18 protein-coding genes are annotated in these 18015 nt (G+C 68.2%); 11 read left to right on the plus strand and 7 right to left on the minus strand.

Annotated features, from left to right (window positions below):
* Nucleotides 1–24: 24 nt before the first annotated feature.
* The gene (locus G361_RS0139510) at nt 25–999 is read right to left on the minus strand and encodes an NADPH:quinone oxidoreductase family protein (RefSeq protein WP_019932684.1); all 975 of its coding nucleotides are present in this window, start codon (nt 997–999) and stop codon (nt 25–27) included.
* Between the two features lie 181 nt (nt 1000–1180).
* Here G361_RS0139510 and G361_RS0139515 point away from each other — a divergent pair, with 181 nt between their 5' ends.
* The gene (locus G361_RS0139515; protein WP_019932685.1) at nt 1181–1498 is read left to right on the plus strand and encodes a hypothetical protein; all 318 of its coding nucleotides are present in this window, start codon (nt 1181–1183) and stop codon (nt 1496–1498) included.
* Nucleotides 1495–2709, plus strand: a complete 1215-nt coding sequence (locus tag G361_RS51335; RefSeq protein ID WP_019932686.1) for a transglycosylase SLT domain-containing protein — start codon at nt 1495–1497, stop codon at nt 2707–2709. Before G361_RS0139515 ends, G361_RS51335 begins: the two co-directional genes overlap by 4 nt.
* Nucleotides 2710–2719: 10 nt before the next feature.
* Here the strand turns inward: G361_RS51335 and G361_RS0139525 are convergent, their stop codons facing one another.
* A complete protein-coding gene (locus G361_RS0139525; protein ID WP_019932687.1) occupies nt 2720–3235 on the minus strand; it encodes an Lrp/AsnC family transcriptional regulator in 516 nt (171 codons plus the stop codon).
* 129 nt (nt 3236–3364) lie between these two features.
* Here G361_RS0139525 and hppD point away from each other — a divergent pair, with 129 nt between their 5' ends.
* From hppD to G361_RS48925, 8 genes are all read left to right on the plus strand, one after another.
* Complete coding sequence (gene hppD / locus G361_RS0139530) at nt 3365–4552, plus strand: 4-hydroxyphenylpyruvate dioxygenase (RefSeq protein WP_019932688.1); 1188 nt, start codon at nt 3365–3367, stop codon at nt 4550–4552.
* A 67-nt stretch (nt 4553–4619) separates the two neighbouring features.
* A complete protein-coding gene (locus G361_RS0139535) occupies nt 4620–5150 on the plus strand; it encodes a DUF3558 domain-containing protein (protein ID WP_019932689.1) in 531 nt (176 codons plus the stop codon).
* 8 nt (nt 5151–5158) lie between these two features.
* The gene (locus G361_RS0139540) at nt 5159–5698 is read left to right on the plus strand and encodes a DUF3558 domain-containing protein (protein ID WP_036496593.1); all 540 of its coding nucleotides are present in this window, start codon (nt 5159–5161) and stop codon (nt 5696–5698) included.
* Nucleotides 5699–5959: 261 nt separating this feature from the next.
* The gene (gene rpsL, locus G361_RS0139545; RefSeq protein WP_019932691.1) at nt 5960–6334 is read left to right on the plus strand and encodes a 30S ribosomal protein S12; all 375 of its coding nucleotides are present in this window, start codon (nt 5960–5962) and stop codon (nt 6332–6334) included.
* Nucleotides 6334–6804 carry a 30S ribosomal protein S7 gene (gene rpsG, locus G361_RS0139550; RefSeq protein ID WP_019932692.1) on the plus strand — a complete coding sequence of 157 codons (471 nt, stop codon included), beginning with the start codon at nt 6334–6336 and terminating at the stop codon, nt 6802–6804. Before rpsL ends, rpsG begins: the two co-directional genes overlap by 1 nt.
* A gap of 242 nt (nt 6805–7046) precedes the next feature.
* Nucleotides 7047–9149 carry an elongation factor G gene (fusA, locus tag G361_RS0139555; RefSeq protein WP_019932693.1) on the plus strand — a complete coding sequence of 701 codons (2103 nt, stop codon included), beginning with the start codon at nt 7047–7049 and terminating at the stop codon, nt 9147–9149.
* Between the two features lie 80 nt (nt 9150–9229).
* Nucleotides 9230–10420, plus strand: a complete 1191-nt coding sequence (gene tuf / locus G361_RS0139560) for an elongation factor Tu (protein ID WP_019932694.1) — start codon at nt 9230–9232, stop codon at nt 10418–10420.
* Nucleotides 10421–10549: 129 nt separating this feature from the next.
* Nucleotides 10550–10765, plus strand: coding sequence for a DUF433 domain-containing protein (locus G361_RS48925; RefSeq protein ID WP_081635794.1), 216 nt, complete (start codon nt 10550–10552; stop codon nt 10763–10765).
* A 122-nt stretch (nt 10766–10887) separates the two neighbouring features.
* On the opposite strand, the gene G361_RS51665 is transcribed toward G361_RS48925, so the two are convergent.
* From G361_RS51665 to G361_RS0139585, 5 genes are all read right to left on the minus strand, one after another.
* Entirely contained in the window at nt 10888–13023 is a 2136-nt protein-coding gene (locus G361_RS51665; RefSeq protein WP_026344077.1) for a hypothetical protein, read from the minus strand.
* A gap of 125 nt (nt 13024–13148) precedes the next feature.
* Nucleotides 13149–14093 carry a type IV toxin-antitoxin system AbiEi family antitoxin domain-containing protein gene (locus G361_RS0139570; protein WP_019932695.1) on the minus strand — a complete coding sequence of 315 codons (945 nt, stop codon included), beginning with the start codon at nt 14091–14093 and terminating at the stop codon, nt 13149–13151.
* Nucleotides 14094–14176: 83 nt separating this feature from the next.
* The gene (locus tag G361_RS0139575) at nt 14177–15370 is read right to left on the minus strand and encodes a lipase family protein (RefSeq protein ID WP_019932696.1); all 1194 of its coding nucleotides are present in this window, start codon (nt 15368–15370) and stop codon (nt 14177–14179) included.
* Nucleotides 15371–15663: 293 nt separating this feature from the next.
* Complete coding sequence (locus G361_RS0139580) at nt 15664–16293, minus strand: TetR/AcrR family transcriptional regulator (protein WP_019932697.1); 630 nt, start codon at nt 16291–16293, stop codon at nt 15664–15666.
* Nucleotides 16293–16640, minus strand: a complete 348-nt coding sequence (locus G361_RS0139585; RefSeq protein ID WP_019932698.1) for an SPW repeat protein — start codon at nt 16638–16640, stop codon at nt 16293–16295. The genes G361_RS0139580 and G361_RS0139585 overlap by 1 nt, the downstream gene beginning before the upstream one ends.
* Before the next feature lie 157 nt (nt 16641–16797).
* Here G361_RS0139585 and G361_RS0139590 point away from each other — a divergent pair, with 157 nt between their 5' ends.
* Nucleotides 16798–17991 carry an NAD(P)/FAD-dependent oxidoreductase gene (locus G361_RS0139590; RefSeq protein ID WP_019932699.1) on the plus strand — a complete coding sequence of 398 codons (1194 nt, stop codon included), beginning with the start codon at nt 16798–16800 and terminating at the stop codon, nt 17989–17991.
* Nucleotides 17992–18015 lie beyond the last annotated feature (24 nt).

Raw genomic sequence — 18015 nt, forward strand, 5'->3', positions numbered from 1 at the left:
ACTGTACGGCCGGGCGCCGACAGCTCAGCGCAGCGTCACGACCACCTTGCCCAGCGCACTCCGGTTCTCCAGGGCGGCAACGGCTTCCGCGGCCCGTTCCAGCGGGAACAGCACCGGCTGCGGCGGCGCGATCCGCCCGGACGCCAGCAGCGGTTCCACCTCGGCCCACTGCTCGGCCAGATAGCCGGGATGCGACAGCACCCAGGCGCCCCAGCCGACGCCGATCACGTCGATGTTGTTGAGCAGCAACCGATTCACCCGCACGGTCGGGATCTCGCCGCCGGTGAAACCGAGCACCAGCAGCCGCCCCGCCGGCGCCAGCGACCGCAGGCTGTCGGTGAACCGATCACCGCCGACGGGGTCGACCACCACATCGACCCCGCGACCGCCGGTGAGCTCCTTCACCGCAGCCGCCCAGCCGTCGGTCAGCACCACGTCGGTGGCGCCGTGGGCCCGCGCCACCGCGGCCTTCTCCGCGCTGCTGACCACCGCGATCACCCGGCCCGCGCCGAACGCCGGCGCCATCCGCAGCGCCGAGGTGCCGATGCCGCCCGCCGCGCCGTGCACCAGCACGGTCTCACCCTCGGCCAGCCGGCCGCGGGTGCGCAGCGCGCAGTGCACGGTCAGATCGTTGAACAGCAGGCCCGCACCGGCCTCCAGCGGGACGGCGTCGGGCAGTGCGAAGACCTGCGCGACCGGGGTCACCGCGACCTCGGCCAGTGCGTTACCCACCATGGTCAGCGCGACCACCCGGTCGCCGGGCCGTACGTGCGCCCCGGCCGGCGCCGCGCGCACGATGCCGGCCACCTCGCCACCCACCACGAACGGCAGCTCGGGCTTGATCTGGTAGAGCCCGCGGCTCATCAGCACGTCCGGGAAGGCCACACCCGCTGCGTGCACGTCGATGACGACACCGTCGGGGGTCGAGGCCGGCTCCGGAATGTCGACGATCTCGATGGACTCCGGGCCTTCGAGCTCGGTGACCTGGGCTGCGCGCATGAATCGGCCTCTCTTCCACAGTTGACGTCGGATTCAAGTTAGCGGATGCGGGTGCGGGCCGGTCGCGGGGAACACATTTCGTTACCCCGACCGGCGGAATCTTGCTATTCTCAGCCAGCCATATCGCAGTCGCCGTCGCCTGCACCACGTGTGTGCCGCTGTCTTCGCTCCAGGGGGAGTCATGGCCGGTAAGAACGATCCGCCTGCCGCCCTGCGGGTCGACACCGTCGCATTGCATACGTTCGCCAAGACGCTGCACGACGAGGCCGCCACCATCGTCGCGCTGGGGTCCGGACTGTCCGATGCCGTCGGCGCACTACCCGGCACCCGATGGGAAGCCACCTGCACGCAGGCGAAAGCCACCGTCGACAAGGCCCTGGGCCGCGTCGGCGAGCGCCTGTCCACCGTCGCCGACAGCATCGAGCACGCCGGAAAGGTCGTCGACGTCACCGACGAGCAGTTCCGTGCCAAGCTGACCACGATCGGACTGCACCCATGACGCTGACCATCCCCGATGTCGAGAAATGGGCGCCGGAGGAGCTCGCGACGGCCGCCACCGCGGTGGGCAAACTCTCCGGCGATCTCGACCGGGCCGTGCTGACCGGCATCACCAAGACCCAGGCCCTGACCTGGGACGGCGCCGCCGCGTCCGCCGCCGCCGACCGCCTCGTCACCGAGAAGAACCGGGCGTCCGCGGTGAGTCAGGCCCTGGTGCAGTTGCAGACCGCCCTCAACCAGCAGGTCGACAATCTGCTGCACACCAAACAGACCGTCCTGGATCTGCGCAATCAGGCCGAACATCCCCCCGGCGCCGGCATCCCCGGCTACGCCGTGAGTCCCACCGGCGCGGTCTCCGCGGAGGCCCGCATCGAATGGATCCGCCGCAGCCGCCGCGGCCCGCACGGCGAGGACCTGTTCACCGAGGACCGGATGCAGGCCATGATCGGCACCGAATACGGCGAGGCCCTGGCCTGGCAGGTGGAGATCATGCGGGCCCTGCAACAGGCGGAAAGTGTTGCGGAGCAGACGATCACCACGGTCGGCCAGGCCGAGCGCACGATCGCCGCCGCACAGGAGGGCCTCGGCGACCCGATCACCGGCGCCGGCGGCGTACTTCCGCCCCCGGCCGCGCCGAATACGGTGCCGGTCGCCGCGGTGGCCCCCGCTCCACCACCGCCGCCACCCCCACCCCCGCCGCCACCGGCCCCGGCGGTGGCCCATCACCAGTCCGGCGGATCACCCGGCCGCATGGGCCTGCATCAGGGCGGTACCAGCCTGAACAGCGGCAGCGTCGGTTTCCCGGGTACCGACGCCGACTACCAGACCGTCTCCTACGCTCGCGACCACTCGCACGGCGCCCAGGGCGACTGGATCCAGCAGGCGATGGACGTGCTGCGCGAAAACGGTTACGACATCAAGGATTCCGACGCGAACCTGATCGCCGCGATCATCCAGCACGAATCCGGCGGCAACCCGCAGGCGATCAACATGTGGGACAGCAACGCCGCCGCCGGTCACCCCTCCAAGGGCCTCATGCAGACCATCGACAGCACCTTCAACAGTCACTCGCTGCCCGGCCACGGCAACATCTGGAACCCGGTGGACAACATCATCGCCGGCACCCGCTACGCCATCGACCGTTACGGTTCGCTGGACAATGTCCCCGGCATTGCCGCCATGCGGCACGGCGGCGGCTACCGGGGCTACTGACCGCCGGTCGTCACCCGTTGCGATACGCCGGGGCGCGGGAGGTGCCCGCCGGGGCGAGGGTGTGCAACAGCGGCAGGCTGCGGCGCGGGACGACCGTGGACAGCACGATCACGCTGTGCGAGCGGACCACCGCGGGGCTGCGGTCGATGCTCAGCAGGACCGACTGCAGGCCGGTGTGGGAGTCGGCGCCGAGCCGGCACAGCACATCCCCGGAACCCGTGGTGGCGTAGGCCTCCAGCACGCCGGGGATGGCCGCCAGATCGGTGGCGACCGCGTCCAGCGCGCCCTGGGCGATCTCCAGGGTGACGAACGCCTGTACGTCGAATCCCGCCGCGGTGACGTCGACCTGCGGGTCGTAGGAGGTGATCACCCCGGATTCCTCCATCCGCGCGATGCGGGCCTGGACGGTCGCGCGCGCGACGCGGGTGCGCCGGGACAGTTCCAGCACGCCGGCCTTCTGGTACTCGTGCATGGCCGTGAGGATCGCGAGGTCCAGTTCGTCCAGTTTGGCGGGCTGGTGCGGCATCGGCGGCTCCGTTCTGTGAACTGTTCAAAGTGTCCAGCAAAAGCCCGGTGCAGGTGGCGTTATTCACCATCGTGTCGAGCGAATTCGGGCGATCTTGCCCAGTCGGCGCCGCGGCGATTTCCTTGGTCCATGACTACCGAGAACCTGCCGAAGATGGGCGAGGTACCCAGCGACAGCGAGTTGCGTCGCCTGGTGGGGCTGGTCGACCACGATTCCGCGCACGATCCCTTCCCGGTGATCGGGTGGGACGCGCTGGTCTGGGTGGTCGGCAATGCGACGGTGTTCGCACACTATCTGCAATCCGCGTTCGGGATGCGGCTCGAGGCGTATTCGGGACCGGAGACCGGCAATCGCGACCACAAGGGTTTCGTATTGCGCAGCGGCAGCGCGCGGTTCGTGATCACCGGCGCGGTCGATCCGGACAGCCCCCTGGTCGCGCACCACGCGCGGCACGGTGACGGCATCGCCGACATCGCGCTCGAGGTGCCCGATGTGGACCGCTGCGTCGCACAGGCCCGCGCCGAGGGGGCGACGGTCCTGGTGGCCCCGCACGACGACGGCGACGAGTTCGGCACCGTCCGCACCGCGACGCTGGCCACCTACGGCGACACCCGCCACACGCTGGTGGACCGCTCCCGGTACGAGGGCCCGTACCTGCCGGGCTACGCCGCCGCCGGTCCCGGCGCCGGACGCGGGTCGCCGCAGGTGTTCCAGGCGGTCGACCATGTCGTCGGCAACGTGGAGCTCGGCCGGATGGACGAATGGGTCGACTTCTATCGCCGGGTGATGGGTTTCCGCAATCTGGCCGAGTTCATCGGCGACGACATCGCCACCGAATACTCCGCGCTGATGAGCAAGGTCGTGGCGAGCGGCAACCACCGGGTGAAATTTCCGCTCAACGAACCGGCCGCGGGCCGCAAGCGGTCGCAGATCGATGAGTATCTGCAGTTCTATCGGGGTCCGGGGGTGCAGCACATCGCGCTGGCCACCGGCGACATCCTGGCCGCGGTCGACGCACTGCGCGCCGCCGGGGTCGAGTTGCTCGCCACGCCGGACGCCTACTACTCCGATCCGGAACTGCGGGCCCGGATCGGTCACGTCCGGGTCCCGGTGGCACAGTTGCGGTCCCGTGGCATCCTGGTCGACCGCGACGAGGACGGCTATCTCCTGCAGATCTTCTGCAAACCGCTGACCGACCGGCCGACGGTGTTCTTCGAACTGATCGAGCGGCACGGCTCGCTGGGGTTCGGCAAGGGTAATTTCAAGGCCCTGTTCGAGGCCATCGAACGGGAGCAGGAGGCGCGCGGCAACCTCTGACCGGCCGTCGCCCGGTCCCGGCTTCGGCTGTCTGCTTTCCGTCCCCGGGCCCAGTAGAGTGCCAGGCATGCGGATCACGTCGGCGATCGTCGCGACGACAGCCATCGCAGCTCTGCTCGCGGGGTGTGGGTCGGGTGACAAGTCGAGCAGTGACGCCCCCGCCGTACGGCCCCCGGCGAAGGTGGCCGCGCTGGGGCCGTTCACCGGTGAGTGCGGCAATGCCACCGACGACGAGGTGCGCGCGCTCGGCGGCCTGACGCAGATCTCCCGGTCGTTCAAGAATTCGGTGGGCTGCAGCTGGCAGTCCGCCGGGATCGGCTCGCCGAGCGTCACCTTCGCCTCCTATCGCGGCAGCCCGATCGGGCGCGAACGGGCCTGGGTCACCGCGCAGGGACGTAATCCGGAGGATATCGACGTCGGCGGGCACAAGGGTTTCCAGGACGCGTCGCCGGACGGTTCCATCTGCGATCTGGCGGTGCAGCTCGGTGACGATTTCTTCGAATGGTCGACCTCCACGGGCCTGTTCCCGTCCCAGGGCGGCAATCCGTGCGACAAGAACCGCAAACTGGCCGAACTGACCGTGCAGAGACTGAAGTGAGGCAGCCGATGAGAGCTCCGGCCGTTGTGGTCGCGGCGCTGGCGGTCGTGGTGGGATTGTCGACGGCCGGCTGCGGGAACACCGTCTCCGGCACGGCGCAACCGGCCGGCGGCAGCGGCGGCGGTGTGAACATGAATTTCGACAAACTGCTGCGTGAATGCTCGGTGGTCCAGCTGGACGAGATCGCCAAGGCGACCGGATCCGCGAGCGCCGACTCGTCGTTCAACGGCGCGGTGTGCATGTGGGATCTCACCGGCGCGCCCGGCGGTGACGGTATGGCCACCCTGAACTGGTACGAGATGGGTTCGCTCACCAACGAGAAGCAGAACAACGATCGCCTCGGTTATCAGACCTCGGACATCAATGTGCAGGGCCGCCGGTCGCTGCAGGTCCGCCGCCCCAACGATCCGGATTCCTGCGGGGTGATGGCCCCGGCCGCCGACACCGGCATCATCGGCTGGTGGATCAACTACCGGCCCGGTGGTCATCCGGACCCGTGCGACGCGGCGAAGAAATTGGCCGAATTGACCTTGAACCTGGCCCGATGACAATGCTTCGGCGGCGTAGCACGGGGGGCCCATTTTTGCCCCCCGCCGCGCCGACAGGTATCGTGGACCGCTGTGCCCGGATGCGTGCGGGCAAGTTGTGAGCAGGACATAAGCCAGCGAGAGCGGCCGACGGTTTCAGCATGTCCCGGAAAAGGGCTCTGAACTGCGCGCGACACGCCCGACCTCGGGGCGCGAGGAACGCGGCAACTGAACACAGACATGAAGTTCCAGACACCTGGTTACTAAAAGGAAAGCCGGTCTATGCCAACCATCAACCAGCTGGTCCGCAAGGGTCGCAGCGACAAGGTCGCCAAGACCAAGACTGCGGCCCTCAAGGGGAGCCCGCAGCGTCGTGGCGTGTGCACCCGCGTGTACACCACGACCCCGAAGAAGCCGAACTCCGCGCTGCGCAAGGTCGCGCGTGTTCGCCTGACCAGCTCGGTGGAGGTCACGGCCTACATTCCGGGCGAGGGCCACAACCTGCAGGAGCACTCCATGGTGCTCGTCCGCGGCGGCCGTGTGAAGGACCTCCCGGGTGTGCGCTACAAGATCATCCGTGGCTCGCTCGACACCCAGGGTGTCAAGAACCGCAAGCAGGCCCGCAGCCGCTATGGCGCCAAGAAGGAGAAGAGCTAATGCCGCGCAAGGGCCCCGCTCCCAAGCGTCCCCTGATCAACGATCCGGTCTACGGATCGCCGCTGGTCACCCAGCTGGTGAACAAGATCCTGCTCGACGGTAAGAAGTCGACCGCGGAGCGCATCGTCTACGGCGCGCTGGAGCAGGCCCGCGACAAGACCGGCACCGATCCGGTGGTGACCCTGAAGCGCGCACTGGACAACGTGAAGCCGTCGCTGGAGGTCAAGCCCCGGCGTGTCGGTGGCGCCACCTACCAGGTGCCGATCGAGGTGCGGCCGGGCCGCGCCAACACCCTGGCGCTGCGCTGGCTGGTCAACTTCGCCCGGCAGCGTCGTGAGAAGACCATGGTCGAGCGTCTGGCCAACGAGTTGCTGGATGCCAGCAACGGCCTGGGCGCCTCCGTGAAGCGTCGCGAGGACACCCACAAGATGGCCGAGTCGAACCGGGCCTTCGCGCACTACCGCTGGTGAGTCGGCTCCCGGATCGCCGCGCAACGGCACCGGGAGGCGAGTCACAGTCGGGCGCGGTGACATCCGAGTAATCGGTGGCGGTGTCGCACGCGAGCGGGGCACTATAATGCCGCGCCCGACGTTGAACAAGTGATGGCCTCGGGCTATGGCCGAAAGCCGATACCGGCCGACGTCATGGTCAGGGTCGTTCCCGATGATCCCTACACAGCTGAACGCCTAAACACAGAGCGGGGAAGATTTCCGTGGCACAGGACGTGCTCACCGACCTCAACAAGGTCCGCAATATCGGCATCATGGCCCACATCGATGCCGGTAAGACCACGACAACCGAACGCATCCTCTTCTACACCGGCATCACCTACAAGATCGGTGAAGTCCACGACGGTGCGGCCACGATGGACTGGATGGCTCAGGAACAGGAGCGGGGTATCACCATCACCTCCGCCGCCACCACCTGCTTCTGGAAAGACAACCAGATCAACATCATCGACACGCCCGGCCACGTCGACTTCACCGTCGAGGTGGAGCGGTCGCTGCGCGTGCTCGACGGCGCGGTCGCGGTCTTCGACGGCAAAGAGGGCGTTGAGCCGCAGTCCGAGCAGGTCTGGCGGCAGGCCGACAAGTACGACGTGCCCCGCATCTGCTTCGTCAACAAGATGGACAAGCTGGGTGCGGACTTCTACTTCACCGTGCAGACGATCAAGGATCGCCTGGGCGCGAAGCCGCTGGTCATCCAGCTGCCGATCGGCGCCGAGGACACCTTCGAGGGCATCGTCGACCTGGTCGAGATGAACGCCAAGGTGTGGCGCGGTGAGACGAAGCTCGGCGAGCAGTACGAGGTCGTGGAGATTCCCAGCGATCTCGCCGAGAAGGCGGAGGAGTACCGGCAGGAACTGCTGGAGGCCATCGCCGAATCCGACGAGGTGCTGCTGGAGAAGTTCTTCGGCGGCGAGGAGCTCACGGTCGAGGAGATCAAGGGCGCCATCCGCAAGCTGACCGTCAACTCGGAGCTCTACCCCGTGCTCTGTGGCTCGGCATTCAAGAACAAGGGCGTACAGCCCATGCTCGACGCCGTGATCGACTACCTGCCCAACCCGCTGGACGACGGTGGCACCGACGGCCATGTCCCGGGCAAGGAAGAGGAGATCCTGCATCGGGACGCGAGCGTCACCGAGCCGTTCTCGGCGCTGGCGTTCAAGATCGCGACCCACCCGTTCTTCGGCAAGCTGACCTACGTCCGGGTGTACTCGGGCAAGGTCGACTCCGGCGCGCAGGTCATCAACTCGACCAAGGGCAAGAAGGAGCGTCTGGGCAAGCTGTTCCAGATGCACTCCAACAAGGAGAACCCGGTCACCGAGGCCCAGGCCGGCCACATCTACGCGGTCATCGGCCTGAAGGACACCACGACCGGCGACACCCTGTGCGATCCGCAGAACCAGATCGTGCTGGAGTCCATGACCTTCCCGGATCCGGTCATCGAGGTGGCCATCGAGCCGAAGACGAAGGCCGACCAGGAGAAGCTGGGCACCGCCATCCAGAAGTTCGCGGAGGAGGACCCCACCTTCAACGTGAAGCTGGATCAGGAGACCGGCCAGACCGTCATCGGCGGTATGGGCGAACTCCAGCTCGACATCTACGTCGACCGGATGAAGCGCGAATTCAAGGTCGAGGCCAACATCGGCAAGCCGCAGGTGGCCTACCGCGAGACCATCACCAAGAAGGTCGAGAAGCTCGAGTACACGCACAAGAAGCAGACCGGTGGTTCGGGCCAGTTCGCTCGCGTCATCATCGCCCTGGAGCCCTTCAAGGGTGAGGACGGCGCGACCTACGAGTTCGAGAACAAGGTCACCGGTGGCCGCGTGCCGCGCGAGTACATCCCCTCGGTCGACGCCGGCATCCAGGACTCCATGCAGTACGGTGTCCTCGCTGGTTACCCGCTGGTCAACGTGAAGGCCCTCCTGCTCGACGGCGCCTACCACGAGGTCGACTCCTCGGAAATGGCGTTCAAGATCGCGGGTTCGATGGCCCTCAAGGAAGCGGCCCGCAAGGCCGGTCCGGTGATCCTCGAGCCGCTGATGGCCGTCGAGGTCACCACGCCCGAGGAGTACATGGGCGACGTGATCGGCGACCTGAACTCCCGCCGTGGCCAGATCCAGGCCATGGAGGAACGCAGTGGTGCCCGTGTCGTCAAGGCGCTGGTTCCGCTCTCGGAGATGTTCGGTTACATCGGTGACCTGCGGTCGAAGACCCAGGGCCGGGCGAACTTCTCCATGGTGTTCGATTCGTACGCGGAGGTTCCGGCCAACGTGTCGAAGGAGATCATCGCCAAGGCGACCGGCGAGTAGTTCATCGGTTTCCTGCACGACCAAGTAAGTACCAACCGCACTGCTGCTAAGTAAGCACCAACAAGTCCAGGAGGACAAAAGTGGCGAAGGCGAAGTTCGAGCGGACGAAGCCCCACGTCAACATCGGCACCATCGGTCACGTCGACCATGGCAAGACCACGCTGACCGCTGCGATCACCAAGGTTCTGGCCGACAAGTACCCGACGCTCAACGCGGCGTTCGCGTTCGACCAGATCGACAAGGCGCCGGAGGAGAAGGCTCGTGGTATCACGATCAACATCTCCCACGTCGAGTACCAGACGGAGAAGCGGCACTACGCCCACGTCGACGCCCCGGGCCACGCCGACTACATCAAGAACATGATCACCGGTGCGGCCCAGATGGACGGCGCCATCCTCGTGGTCGCCGCCACCGACGGCCCGATGCCGCAGACCCGTGAGCACGTGCTGCTCGCCCGTCAGGTCGGCGTGCCCTACATCCTGGTCGCGCTGAACAAGTCCGACATGGTCGACGACGAGGAAATCCTCGAGCTCGTCGAGATGGAGGTCCGCGAACTGCTGGCCGCCCAGGAGTTCGACGAGGAAGCGCCGGTCGTGCGCGTCTCCGGCCTGAAGGCCCTCGAGGGCGACCCGCAGTGGACCCAGTCCGTGCTGGACCTGATGGATGCCGTCGACGAGTCGATCCCGGACCCGGTCCGTGAGACCGACAAGCCGTTCCTGATGCCGATCGAGGACGTCTTCACGATCACCGGTCGTGGCACCGTCGTCACCGGCCGCGTCGAGCGTGGCGTGGTCAACGTGAACGAGGAAGTGGAGATCGTCGGCATCAAGCCGAAGACCACCAAGACCACGATCACCGGCATCGAGATGTTCCGCAAGCTGCTCGACCAGGGCCAGGCGGGCGACAACGTCGGCCTGCTGGTCCGTGGCATCAAGCGCGAGGATGTGGAGCGCGGCCAGGTCGTCATCAAGCCGGGCACCACCACCCCGCACACCGATTTCGAGGGCCAGGCGTACATCCTGTCGAAGGACGAGGGCGGCCGTCACACCCCGTTCTTCAACAACTACCGCCCGCAGTTCTACTTCCGCACCACCGACGTGACCGGCGTCGTGACCCTCCCCGAGGGCACCGAGATGGTCATGCCGGGCGACAACACCGAGATGACCGTCAAGCTCATCCAGCCGGTCGCCATGGAAGAGGGCCTGCGCTTCGCGATCCGCGAGGGTGGCCGCACCGTCGGCGCCGGCCGCGTCACCAAGATCGTCAAGTGACGTTGCCCCGCAACACAACTCGACAGTGACGTTCCCCGGAACGTGACGATCGCACGAGGGCCGCTCCCCCAGGGGAGCGGCCCTCGCTGTTGCTTCGGGTGGTGCTCCCGGCCCAGTTGTGCTGCGGCGATGACCAGGATTACCTTCGCCGCGAACCCACTCCGCGGTCGACCCTGCATTCGTGGTCTGCGAATCAGGGTGCAGGATGTGCTGGAACTCTCGGCGGACAGGGAATCAGCGGATTCGATCCGCGGGGACTGTCCCTGTCTGGAACGGGAAGACATCCGAGCCTGCCCGGCATCCGCTGCGGCCGAGGCGGGTCGTCCGATTCTCCGGACGGGATGAAATTCGCCGATGCCTGCCGTTGTACGGCTGCGAGCCGGCAACTGTTCGAAAAGCGTTGCTGGACAAGTTCATGCCGACCGTGGTCCACGTGTTGACGGTCGGCGAGCGGACAGGGTGTCGTCTCAGGACTCCTCGGTGGCGGCGAGGAGGGCTTCGGCGAAGGCGCGCATCTGGGTGGTGCCGCCGAACCAGGCGGAGACGAGGTCGACGGCCGCGGTGCGGGTGCGGTGGGCGGCGCGGACGAAGTCGGCGAGGGAGTAATCGCCGGATTCGACCTTCTTGGCGATGTTTTCGAGGTTGTGGCTGGCCAGCAGGAGCTGCATCACCAGGTGCACGTCCACGGCCGCGGGGGCGTCGATGAGCGAGTCGGAATTGCGGGCGGGGGCACGGCGGCGGCCGCCCGGCGCGCCGCCGACCACCGGCTCGGGGCGGGTGATCGGGTCCGTGGCCGAAGCCTGGTCGTCCCGGGAGTGCTGCGAGGGCTGGTCCGCAGAGGCGAGAGGCTCACGCGGAGTGGCTGTTTCGCGCGCCGCGGGAGGTGTCCGCGCGCCGAGAGGTTCGCGTTGTGCCACCGGTTTGCGCTGGGCCGGCGCTTCGTGCTGAACCACGGGTTCGCGCTGTGCGACCGGCTCGCGCTGTGCGAGGGGTTCGCGCTGTGCGACAGGCTCGCGTTGTGCGAGAGGTTCGCGTTGTGCGAGGGGTTCGCGATGGGCCGCGGCCTCGCGCTGTGCCAGAGGTTCGCGCTGTGCGACGGGCTCGCGGTGCGCCGCGGCCTCGCGCTGTGCGGCGGATTCGCGGTGCGCCGCAGCCTCACGCTGGGCCAGCGGCTTACGTTCGGCGAGGGGTTCGCGTTGGGCCAGCGGGTCGCGCTGCGGGAGGGCCTCGCGCTGGGCCGAGGGATCACGCTGCGGCAGGGACTCGCGCTGCCCCAACGGATCTCGCTGCGCCAGCGGATCGCGCTGGATGAGCGGTTGACGCTTGGGCAGCGGGTCCGGCGGCGCGAGCGGATCGCGCTGAGGCAGCGGCTCCCGAGTGGCGGGTGGACTCTGCATAGCCGCGGGCTGTCCCTGCGCGCCCGGGTCGGAAGAGTGCCGAGGGTTGTCGGCGGGGGAGATCCGGTGCCGCAGTTCGGGTTGCGGTGTGGCCGGAGTGGATACCTGTTGGGCCGAATGGGATTGCGCGGCAGACAGATCCACCGGGAAGCCGTTGTGTTGTGCGGCAGGTGAGTCCAGTGGTGCACCGAGGCCGTAGCCGTTGTGTTGCGCGGCGGAAGAGTCCAGCGGCGTGCCGGCGCCGAAGCCGTTGTACTGTGCGGCAGGCGAGTTCAGCGGTGCGCCGAGGCCGTAGCCGTTGTGTTGTGCGGCGGGCGAGTCCAGCGGCGTACCGCCGCCGAAGCCGTTGTATTGCGCGGCAGGTGAGTCCAGTGGTGCGCCGAGGCCGTAGCCGTTGTGTTGCGCGGCAGGTGAATCCGGCGGTGTACTCAGGCCGTAGCCGTTGTGCTGTGCGGCGGGTGAATCCGGCGGTGTACTCAGGCCGTAGCCGTTGTGCTGTGCGGCAGGTGAGTTCAGCGGTGCGCCGGGGCCGAAGCTGTTGTGTTGTGCGGCGGGCGAGTCCAGTGGTGGGTTGGCGCCGTAGCCGCTGTGTTGTGTGGATTCGGCTGTGGTGCCGCCGGTTTGGGCCGCGGCGGCCAGTTCGGCCTTCGCGCGCTCGGTGATCGACTCCAGCATCGCCATCACGGTCGCGCTGTGCGGCCCGGACAACTCGGGGATATCCGAACTGCCGGTCGTGGAAGACGCGGGCGCGCTGGGGGTTCCGGAGGTGCCTGGTCCGCCGGACATACCCGGATCACCCGACATGACGGGGGTTCCGGAGAGCCCGGAACTGCCCGGGGAGCCCGGGACGCCGAACGAGGTGCCGGGTGCGCTCGACATACCGGAGGACAGCGGCGCGGCCGGGGCTCCCGGTGCCCCGGGGGTTGCGGGTACACCACCCGTGGCGGGTGTGCTCGAGGTGATGGGAACGCTGGAGGCCAGATTCCATTCGATACCGGATTCGGGTCGGCCCCACTGCACGCCGTCGGTGCGGCCGAGGGCGGTGCGGCCCGTGGTGTGAGCGGAGCCGTTGGCCTCGGATCGCGGATCCGAACCGGTGAGCCCGCCCGATCCCGGACCCGAGTCACCGGCCGAGTTGGTGAGACGGTATCCCGCCGGTCGGCCGCGTTGCGGTTCGGCGAAATTTGCGAAATCGGCGTCCGTCATAGTCGCCATTCTTACTTGCCCGGCCGATTCTGGCGACCAGACGGGCACACGCTGCGGCGATCCACCGGCCGGTTCGCCGGTTGTGCCCGTGCCGCCGGAATCGGTGACTCCGGCCGGTTCGCCCGTCACAGCCGCGGCGCCGGAAGCCAGCGGCCCGTGCGCGGTTTGCCCAGTGCGGCCGCCGCTGCCGTCTCCACGCGCCGCGCCACCACACCCGGTTCGTCGAGTTCGTCCCAGGTCCAGCGGGCCACCGACCAGCCCAGAGCGCGCAACCGGGCCTCGCGGCGACCGGCCGCGGCCGCGGTGTGCAAGGCCCGCTCGGCCGCGTATCCCGGTGGGTCGCCGTCGAATTCGCCCACCACGCCGATCCGCGGGAAGAGGAAATCCACCCGCGCGACGAAGCCCGCCTCGGGGGACAGAATCCGGGCCTGCAACTCCGGCGCCGGAAATCCCGCGTGCCGCAACGCGACCCGGCTGCGCGACTCCCCGATACTCTCGCTGCGCCGGTCCAGGAACCGCACCACCGCCGCGGCATTGCGGTAGCCGGGCCGGTTGTCCAGCCGGTGCAGCTGATCGAGCAACTGGGCTCGGCGGGTGCCGCCGCCGCGCAACGCGCCGTCCCCGCACACCACCGACTGTTCGAACGGCTCGGTGCGGGCCAGGTCGAGAAGGGTGCGCGCGACCGTGGTGCACCGGATGCCGTCCACCACCGTGATCTCCTCCGGCTCGAGCAGCGCGGAGTGCACCAGCAGCCGATCGCCGCGCCGGCCGCCGCTGCGCCGGTTGCGGGTCAGATGCGCGCGGTCCAGCCGTAGCCGCCAGACGGGCAGGCCGTGCAGCACCGCGGCGGAGACATGGCTGACGACAGCGGAATCGGAGGCCGCGGCGACGGTGGCCCGGACCAGCAGCCGATGGCGCTGCGCGGGTGACACCGTGGCGGGCGGAACGGCCAGATAATGCCCGGGCCGCAGGCGATGCCACAGACCGTGGTGGCACAGCCGGTGCAGATCGGTGTCGGACAGGCCGGCGGCGAGGGCGTCCCGGCGGGAAACGGACTGTGGGGTGGCCATATGCCGATCATGGCCACCCCACGGTCCGGGTCACAGCCCCGAAGTCACGAATGTGGACAACTCGGGGGGTGTGAGCAAAATATTCAGCACATCCGCGGTGCGGGAACGCCGTTCAGCCGGGCCGACACCCAGTCGATCGCGAGCGGCATGCCCACCACGGCGGTGGTCATATGTTCCGGGATCGGGATCGGATCCACCTGCAGTCGCACCCCGGCGTCGCAGTACCGGCGATCGGTGTGGTCGATCGCGTCGACCGGCAGCAGCGGATCCGAGGGTGAATGCCATTCGAAGATCGGCATGGTCGGGATGCCGTCGAAGTACTCGAGGCTGTTCTCCTCCAGCACCGCGCGGGCATCGGGATTGTCGATCAGCGCCGTGCTGGCGGCGTATTCCATCGCGGAGTGCCCGGCGCCGGTCGCGATGATGTCGTTGGTGCAGCTGTTGGCCATCCGGCCGCCGACCGCCAGGCCGTTGGCATTCATGTTCTCGCTGATCGGCAGCCGGTCCGGGTACTCCCGTTCCATCCCGATCGCGGCGGCCATCGCCAGCCCGAACGCCGGATGCGAATCGGCGCCCAGCGCGGTCACCATCGTGATCAGGTTCATCGGCACCCCGCCGTAGGCGGCGCCGGCGATGTCCAGATCGGGTGCGTAGGTGGGCTGCAGCGCCGCCGCCCAGGCCGTCGCCATGCCGCCGCCGGAATAACCGGCCATCGCGGCCCGGCTGCGGCCCAGGCCGAGACCGGCCACCTGCTTCACCGCGCGGATGCCGTCCAGCGTGATCTGACCGCCGAGCCGCGCCGCGCCGTAGGCGAGGTTCGGGCCCAGATGGTCGGGCAGCGCCACGCTCCAGCCCTGCAGCAGTACCGAGTTCAGCGCCGGCGCCTCCCGGATGACCAGGTTGGGGTCGTTGCTGTACAGCTCGTGCGAGACCGCGCATTCCGCGCCGAGCGCGTTGATGATGTGCTGATACGACAGCAGTGGTCCGTCGACCACATGGTTGAACGGTGTGATCACCGTGGTGGTCGCGGCGATCGGTCCGCCGCGCGAGTCGGTGGAGCGGAACTTCACCAGATTGACGGTGCTGCCGGGGAAGGTGGCCAGCGGGGGCAGTGCCCGCACGTCCAGGACGTCACCGACCTGGCGGTCCGCCAGGTCCGGTGGGGCGGAATAGAAGGGATCGGGATCCGGAGCGTGGAACAGCGGCGTTGCTCCGGCGGTGGCGGCCATCGCCAGCCCGAGGGCCGTGCCGCCGAGCGCCGCCAGCATGCGGCGCATTCCGCGCCGAGTGCTCCGGGACCGGGACGGTAGAGACGGTTCTGCCTGACGGTTCATCCATGACCTCCACGCGAGTGAAGCAGAATGTGAACTCCGGGCAGTCCGCATTCAAATGGCAACCGCGTGGATTTCCCTGCGACACACCGTCTCGATGTCCGGAAACGCCGTAAAAGTTACCTAGACACGCCGCAACTAGTCGACACGCCAGAGATTTTCACCGGCGAGTCCATGTGCATGGGTGGCGTTTCAGATCTCTCGGCCACACGCTATAGCAAATAGTCAGCAACGCAAGCTCAGCCGAGATGCGTCATCCCGGCGGCGACGACTCGGGAGATGCCCAGTATCTCGTCGGCCGTGGGCAGGCTGAGCCCGTCGAGGGTGTGCAGCCGATCGGTGGTGGCGACGGCGAGCATCGCCGAGACCCACGCGGCCGCGCAGGCGCGCACGGTGCCGGGCTGCACCGGTACCGGCGCGCTGGCCTGCAACACCCGCGCGGTGACGTCGAGCAACTGATCGCGCATGCGGCGCAGTTGCTTCCGGACGTCGGGATGGGTGTCGGCCTCGCGCCACATGATGACCCGCAGCACCGAGGAGTGGTGATCGCGCAGATTCAGCGCGGCATCCAGATTCACCAGGCTGGTGGCCGGATCACCCGGGCTGATCACGGAAGTGATGTCGTCGAGCGGATGCGGTGGGACCCGCTCGGCCATCAGCGCCGACAGGATCGAATCCTTCGTCGGGAAGTAGTAGAAGACCAGCCCTTTCGGCACGCCGGCGGCCACGGCGATGGCCGCCGTCGCGGTCGCATCGAATCCGTGTGCGGCGAAAAGGTTTTCGGCGGCGTCGAGAATGAGCTGACGGGCGTCGCCGTCAACCTTCCGGCTGCGGCGACGCCCCGCTCGATCGGGCTTCGGCACATGCATCAAAGAGCAGTATGCCGTCGCGCCGTTACCTGCGGAAGAGCTGCGACCGCAACGACCACGGTCAGCACGCCCACGATCCATGCGGTCCACGAAGCGCCGTTGAACGCATGGAAGTTCATCACCCAGGGGGCGATGAACAGCAGCACGCCGAGTACGCCCATCGCGTAGTCCGCTCCCGCCTGGGCCGGGTTCGCGAGTTGGGCCAGACCCGTCAGGGCGATCAGGACGCCCAGAACGATGAGGGTCCACAATGCCCGGTTGTTGTGGTCTACCCAGATCGGTGACAGCGCGGTGAAGACGCCGAGCACGACGGCTACGAAGTCCTGCGCGCGACTCTCGGTGAACATTCAGTACCTCCTCGAGGATGGCGAATGATGCCTCCTTCGGTATAACTCTGATTGACCGGCCGATCAATAGTTCCGGCGGGAAAGATTATGCACCGATGTCGGATATGGTGGGCATCACGGAGAGAACGGCACTCTCTTTGGATTAGGGTGAGGTTTCATGCAGCGTACGATCGTGATCGTCGGAGCGGGGCTGGCCGGCCTGCGCGTCGCCGAGGAACTGCGACGGGCCGGGTTCACCGGCGAGGTGGTACTGGTCGGGGACGAGAACCGGCTGCCCTACGATCGGCCACCGCTGTCCAAGCAGTTCGTCCGTGGTGAGGTCGACGACACCACCTTCAAACCGGCCGAATTCTTCACCGAACAGGACATCCGGCTGCGCCTGGGCGTCGCCGCCACCGGACTGGACTCCGCCGCGCGCCGGCTGACCCTGTCCGACGGCGAGGTCCTGGACTACGACGAGTTGATCATCGCCACCGGCCTGCGCCCCCGGCTGATCCTCGGCCTGGCCGAGGGACCGATTCCGGGCGTGCACGTCCTGCGCAAACACGACGACGCGGCCGGTCTGCGCGCCGCGATCCCGAACGCCACGCGCGCGCTGATCGTCGGCGCCGGCTTCATCGGCTGCGAGCTGACCGCCAGCTTCCGCTCCGCCGGCCTGGACGTGGTGCTGGTCGAACCCCAGCCCGAACCGCTGGCCGCGGCCCTGGGTGAGCAGGTGGGCGCGCTCGTGGCGCGCATACACCGCGCCGAGGGGGTCGACGTGCGCGCCGGCGTCGGCGTCACCGAACTGATCGTCGAGGGCGGCGCGGTGCGCGGCGCCCGCCTCTCCGACGGCGAGACCGTCGACGCGGATCTGGTGGTCGTCGGCGTCGGCTCCGTGCCCGTGACCGAGTGGCTCGCCGATTCCGGTGTGCCGCTTGCGGATCCGCGTGCCGGTGGCGGCGTACTCGCCGACGCCGTGGGCCGCAGCACGGTCGAGGGCGTCTGGGCGCTCGGCGACGTGGCCGCGTGGCAGCACGACGGCGGCCCGCACCGCCGCATCGAGCACTGGACCAATGCCGGCGAACAGGCCCGGCTGCTGGCCGCGGCACTGCTCGGCGGCGAGGTGCCGCCCGGCCCCCGGGTGCCCTACGTGTGGAGCGACCAGTACGACATCAAGATCCAGGTGCTGGGTAGCACGCGCGGCGCCGACCAGGTCGAGATCATCGAGGACGACGGCCGCAAATTCCTGGCGCACTATTTCGTGAACGGTGTCCTCACCGCGGTGGTCGGCGCCGGCCGCCCCGCCCAGGTGATGAAGACCCGGGCACAGCTGGTCGAGAACGCCAAGGCGGCCGTCCCCGTGCGCTGAACCGTCACACCGGGGCGATAGGCT

The sequence above is a fragment of the Nocardia sp. BMG111209 genome (genome assembly GCF_000381925.1).
In the GTDB taxonomy this organism is placed as follows: Bacteria; Actinomycetota; Actinomycetes; order Mycobacteriales; family Mycobacteriaceae; genus Nocardia.

Bases quoted from the DNA above. Each gene is read 5' to 3' on its own strand.
- G361_RS0139525 (WP_019932687.1), bottom strand. From the start codon at position 3,235: ATGCCGCACCAGCCCGCCAAACTGGACGAACTGGACCTCGCGATCCTC.
- G361_RS0139575 (WP_019932696.1), bottom strand. From the start codon at position 15,370: ATGCGCCGCATGCTGGCGGCGCTCGGCGGCACGGCCCTCGGGCTGGCG.
- G361_RS51665 (WP_026344077.1), bottom strand. From the start codon at position 13,023: ATGACGGACGCCGATTTCGCAAATTTCGCCGAACCGCAACGCGGCCGA.
- G361_RS0139585 (WP_019932698.1), bottom strand. From the start codon at position 16,640: ATGTTCACCGAGAGTCGCGCGCAGGACTTCGTAGCCGTCGTGCTCGGC.
- G361_RS48925 (WP_081635794.1), top strand. From the start codon at position 10,550: ATGACCAGGATTACCTTCGCCGCGAACCCACTCCGCGGTCGACCCTGC.
- G361_RS0139590 (WP_019932699.1), top strand. From the start codon at position 16,798: ATGCAGCGTACGATCGTGATCGTCGGAGCGGGGCTGGCCGGCCTGCGC.
- rpsL (WP_019932691.1), top strand. From the start codon at position 5,960: ATGCCAACCATCAACCAGCTGGTCCGCAAGGGTCGCAGCGACAAGGTC.
- G361_RS51335 (WP_019932686.1), top strand. From the start codon at position 1,495: ATGACGCTGACCATCCCCGATGTCGAGAAATGGGCGCCGGAGGAGCTC.
- rpsG (WP_019932692.1), top strand. From the start codon at position 6,334: ATGCCGCGCAAGGGCCCCGCTCCCAAGCGTCCCCTGATCAACGATCCG.
- G361_RS0139540 (WP_036496593.1), top strand. From the start codon at position 5,159: ATGAGAGCTCCGGCCGTTGTGGTCGCGGCGCTGGCGGTCGTGGTGGGA.
- hppD (WP_019932688.1), top strand. From the start codon at position 3,365: ATGACTACCGAGAACCTGCCGAAGATGGGCGAGGTACCCAGCGACAGC.
- G361_RS0139535 (WP_019932689.1), top strand. From the start codon at position 4,620: ATGCGGATCACGTCGGCGATCGTCGCGACGACAGCCATCGCAGCTCTG.
- G361_RS0139570 (WP_019932695.1), bottom strand. From the start codon at position 14,093: ATGGCCACCCCACAGTCCGTTTCCCGCCGGGACGCCCTCGCCGCCGGC.
- G361_RS0139510 (WP_019932684.1), bottom strand. From the start codon at position 999: ATGCGCGCAGCCCAGGTCACCGAGCTCGAAGGCCCGGAGTCCATCGAG.
- G361_RS0139580 (WP_019932697.1), bottom strand. From the start codon at position 16,293: ATGCATGTGCCGAAGCCCGATCGAGCGGGGCGTCGCCGCAGCCGGAAG.
- G361_RS0139515 (WP_019932685.1), top strand. From the start codon at position 1,181: ATGGCCGGTAAGAACGATCCGCCTGCCGCCCTGCGGGTCGACACCGTC.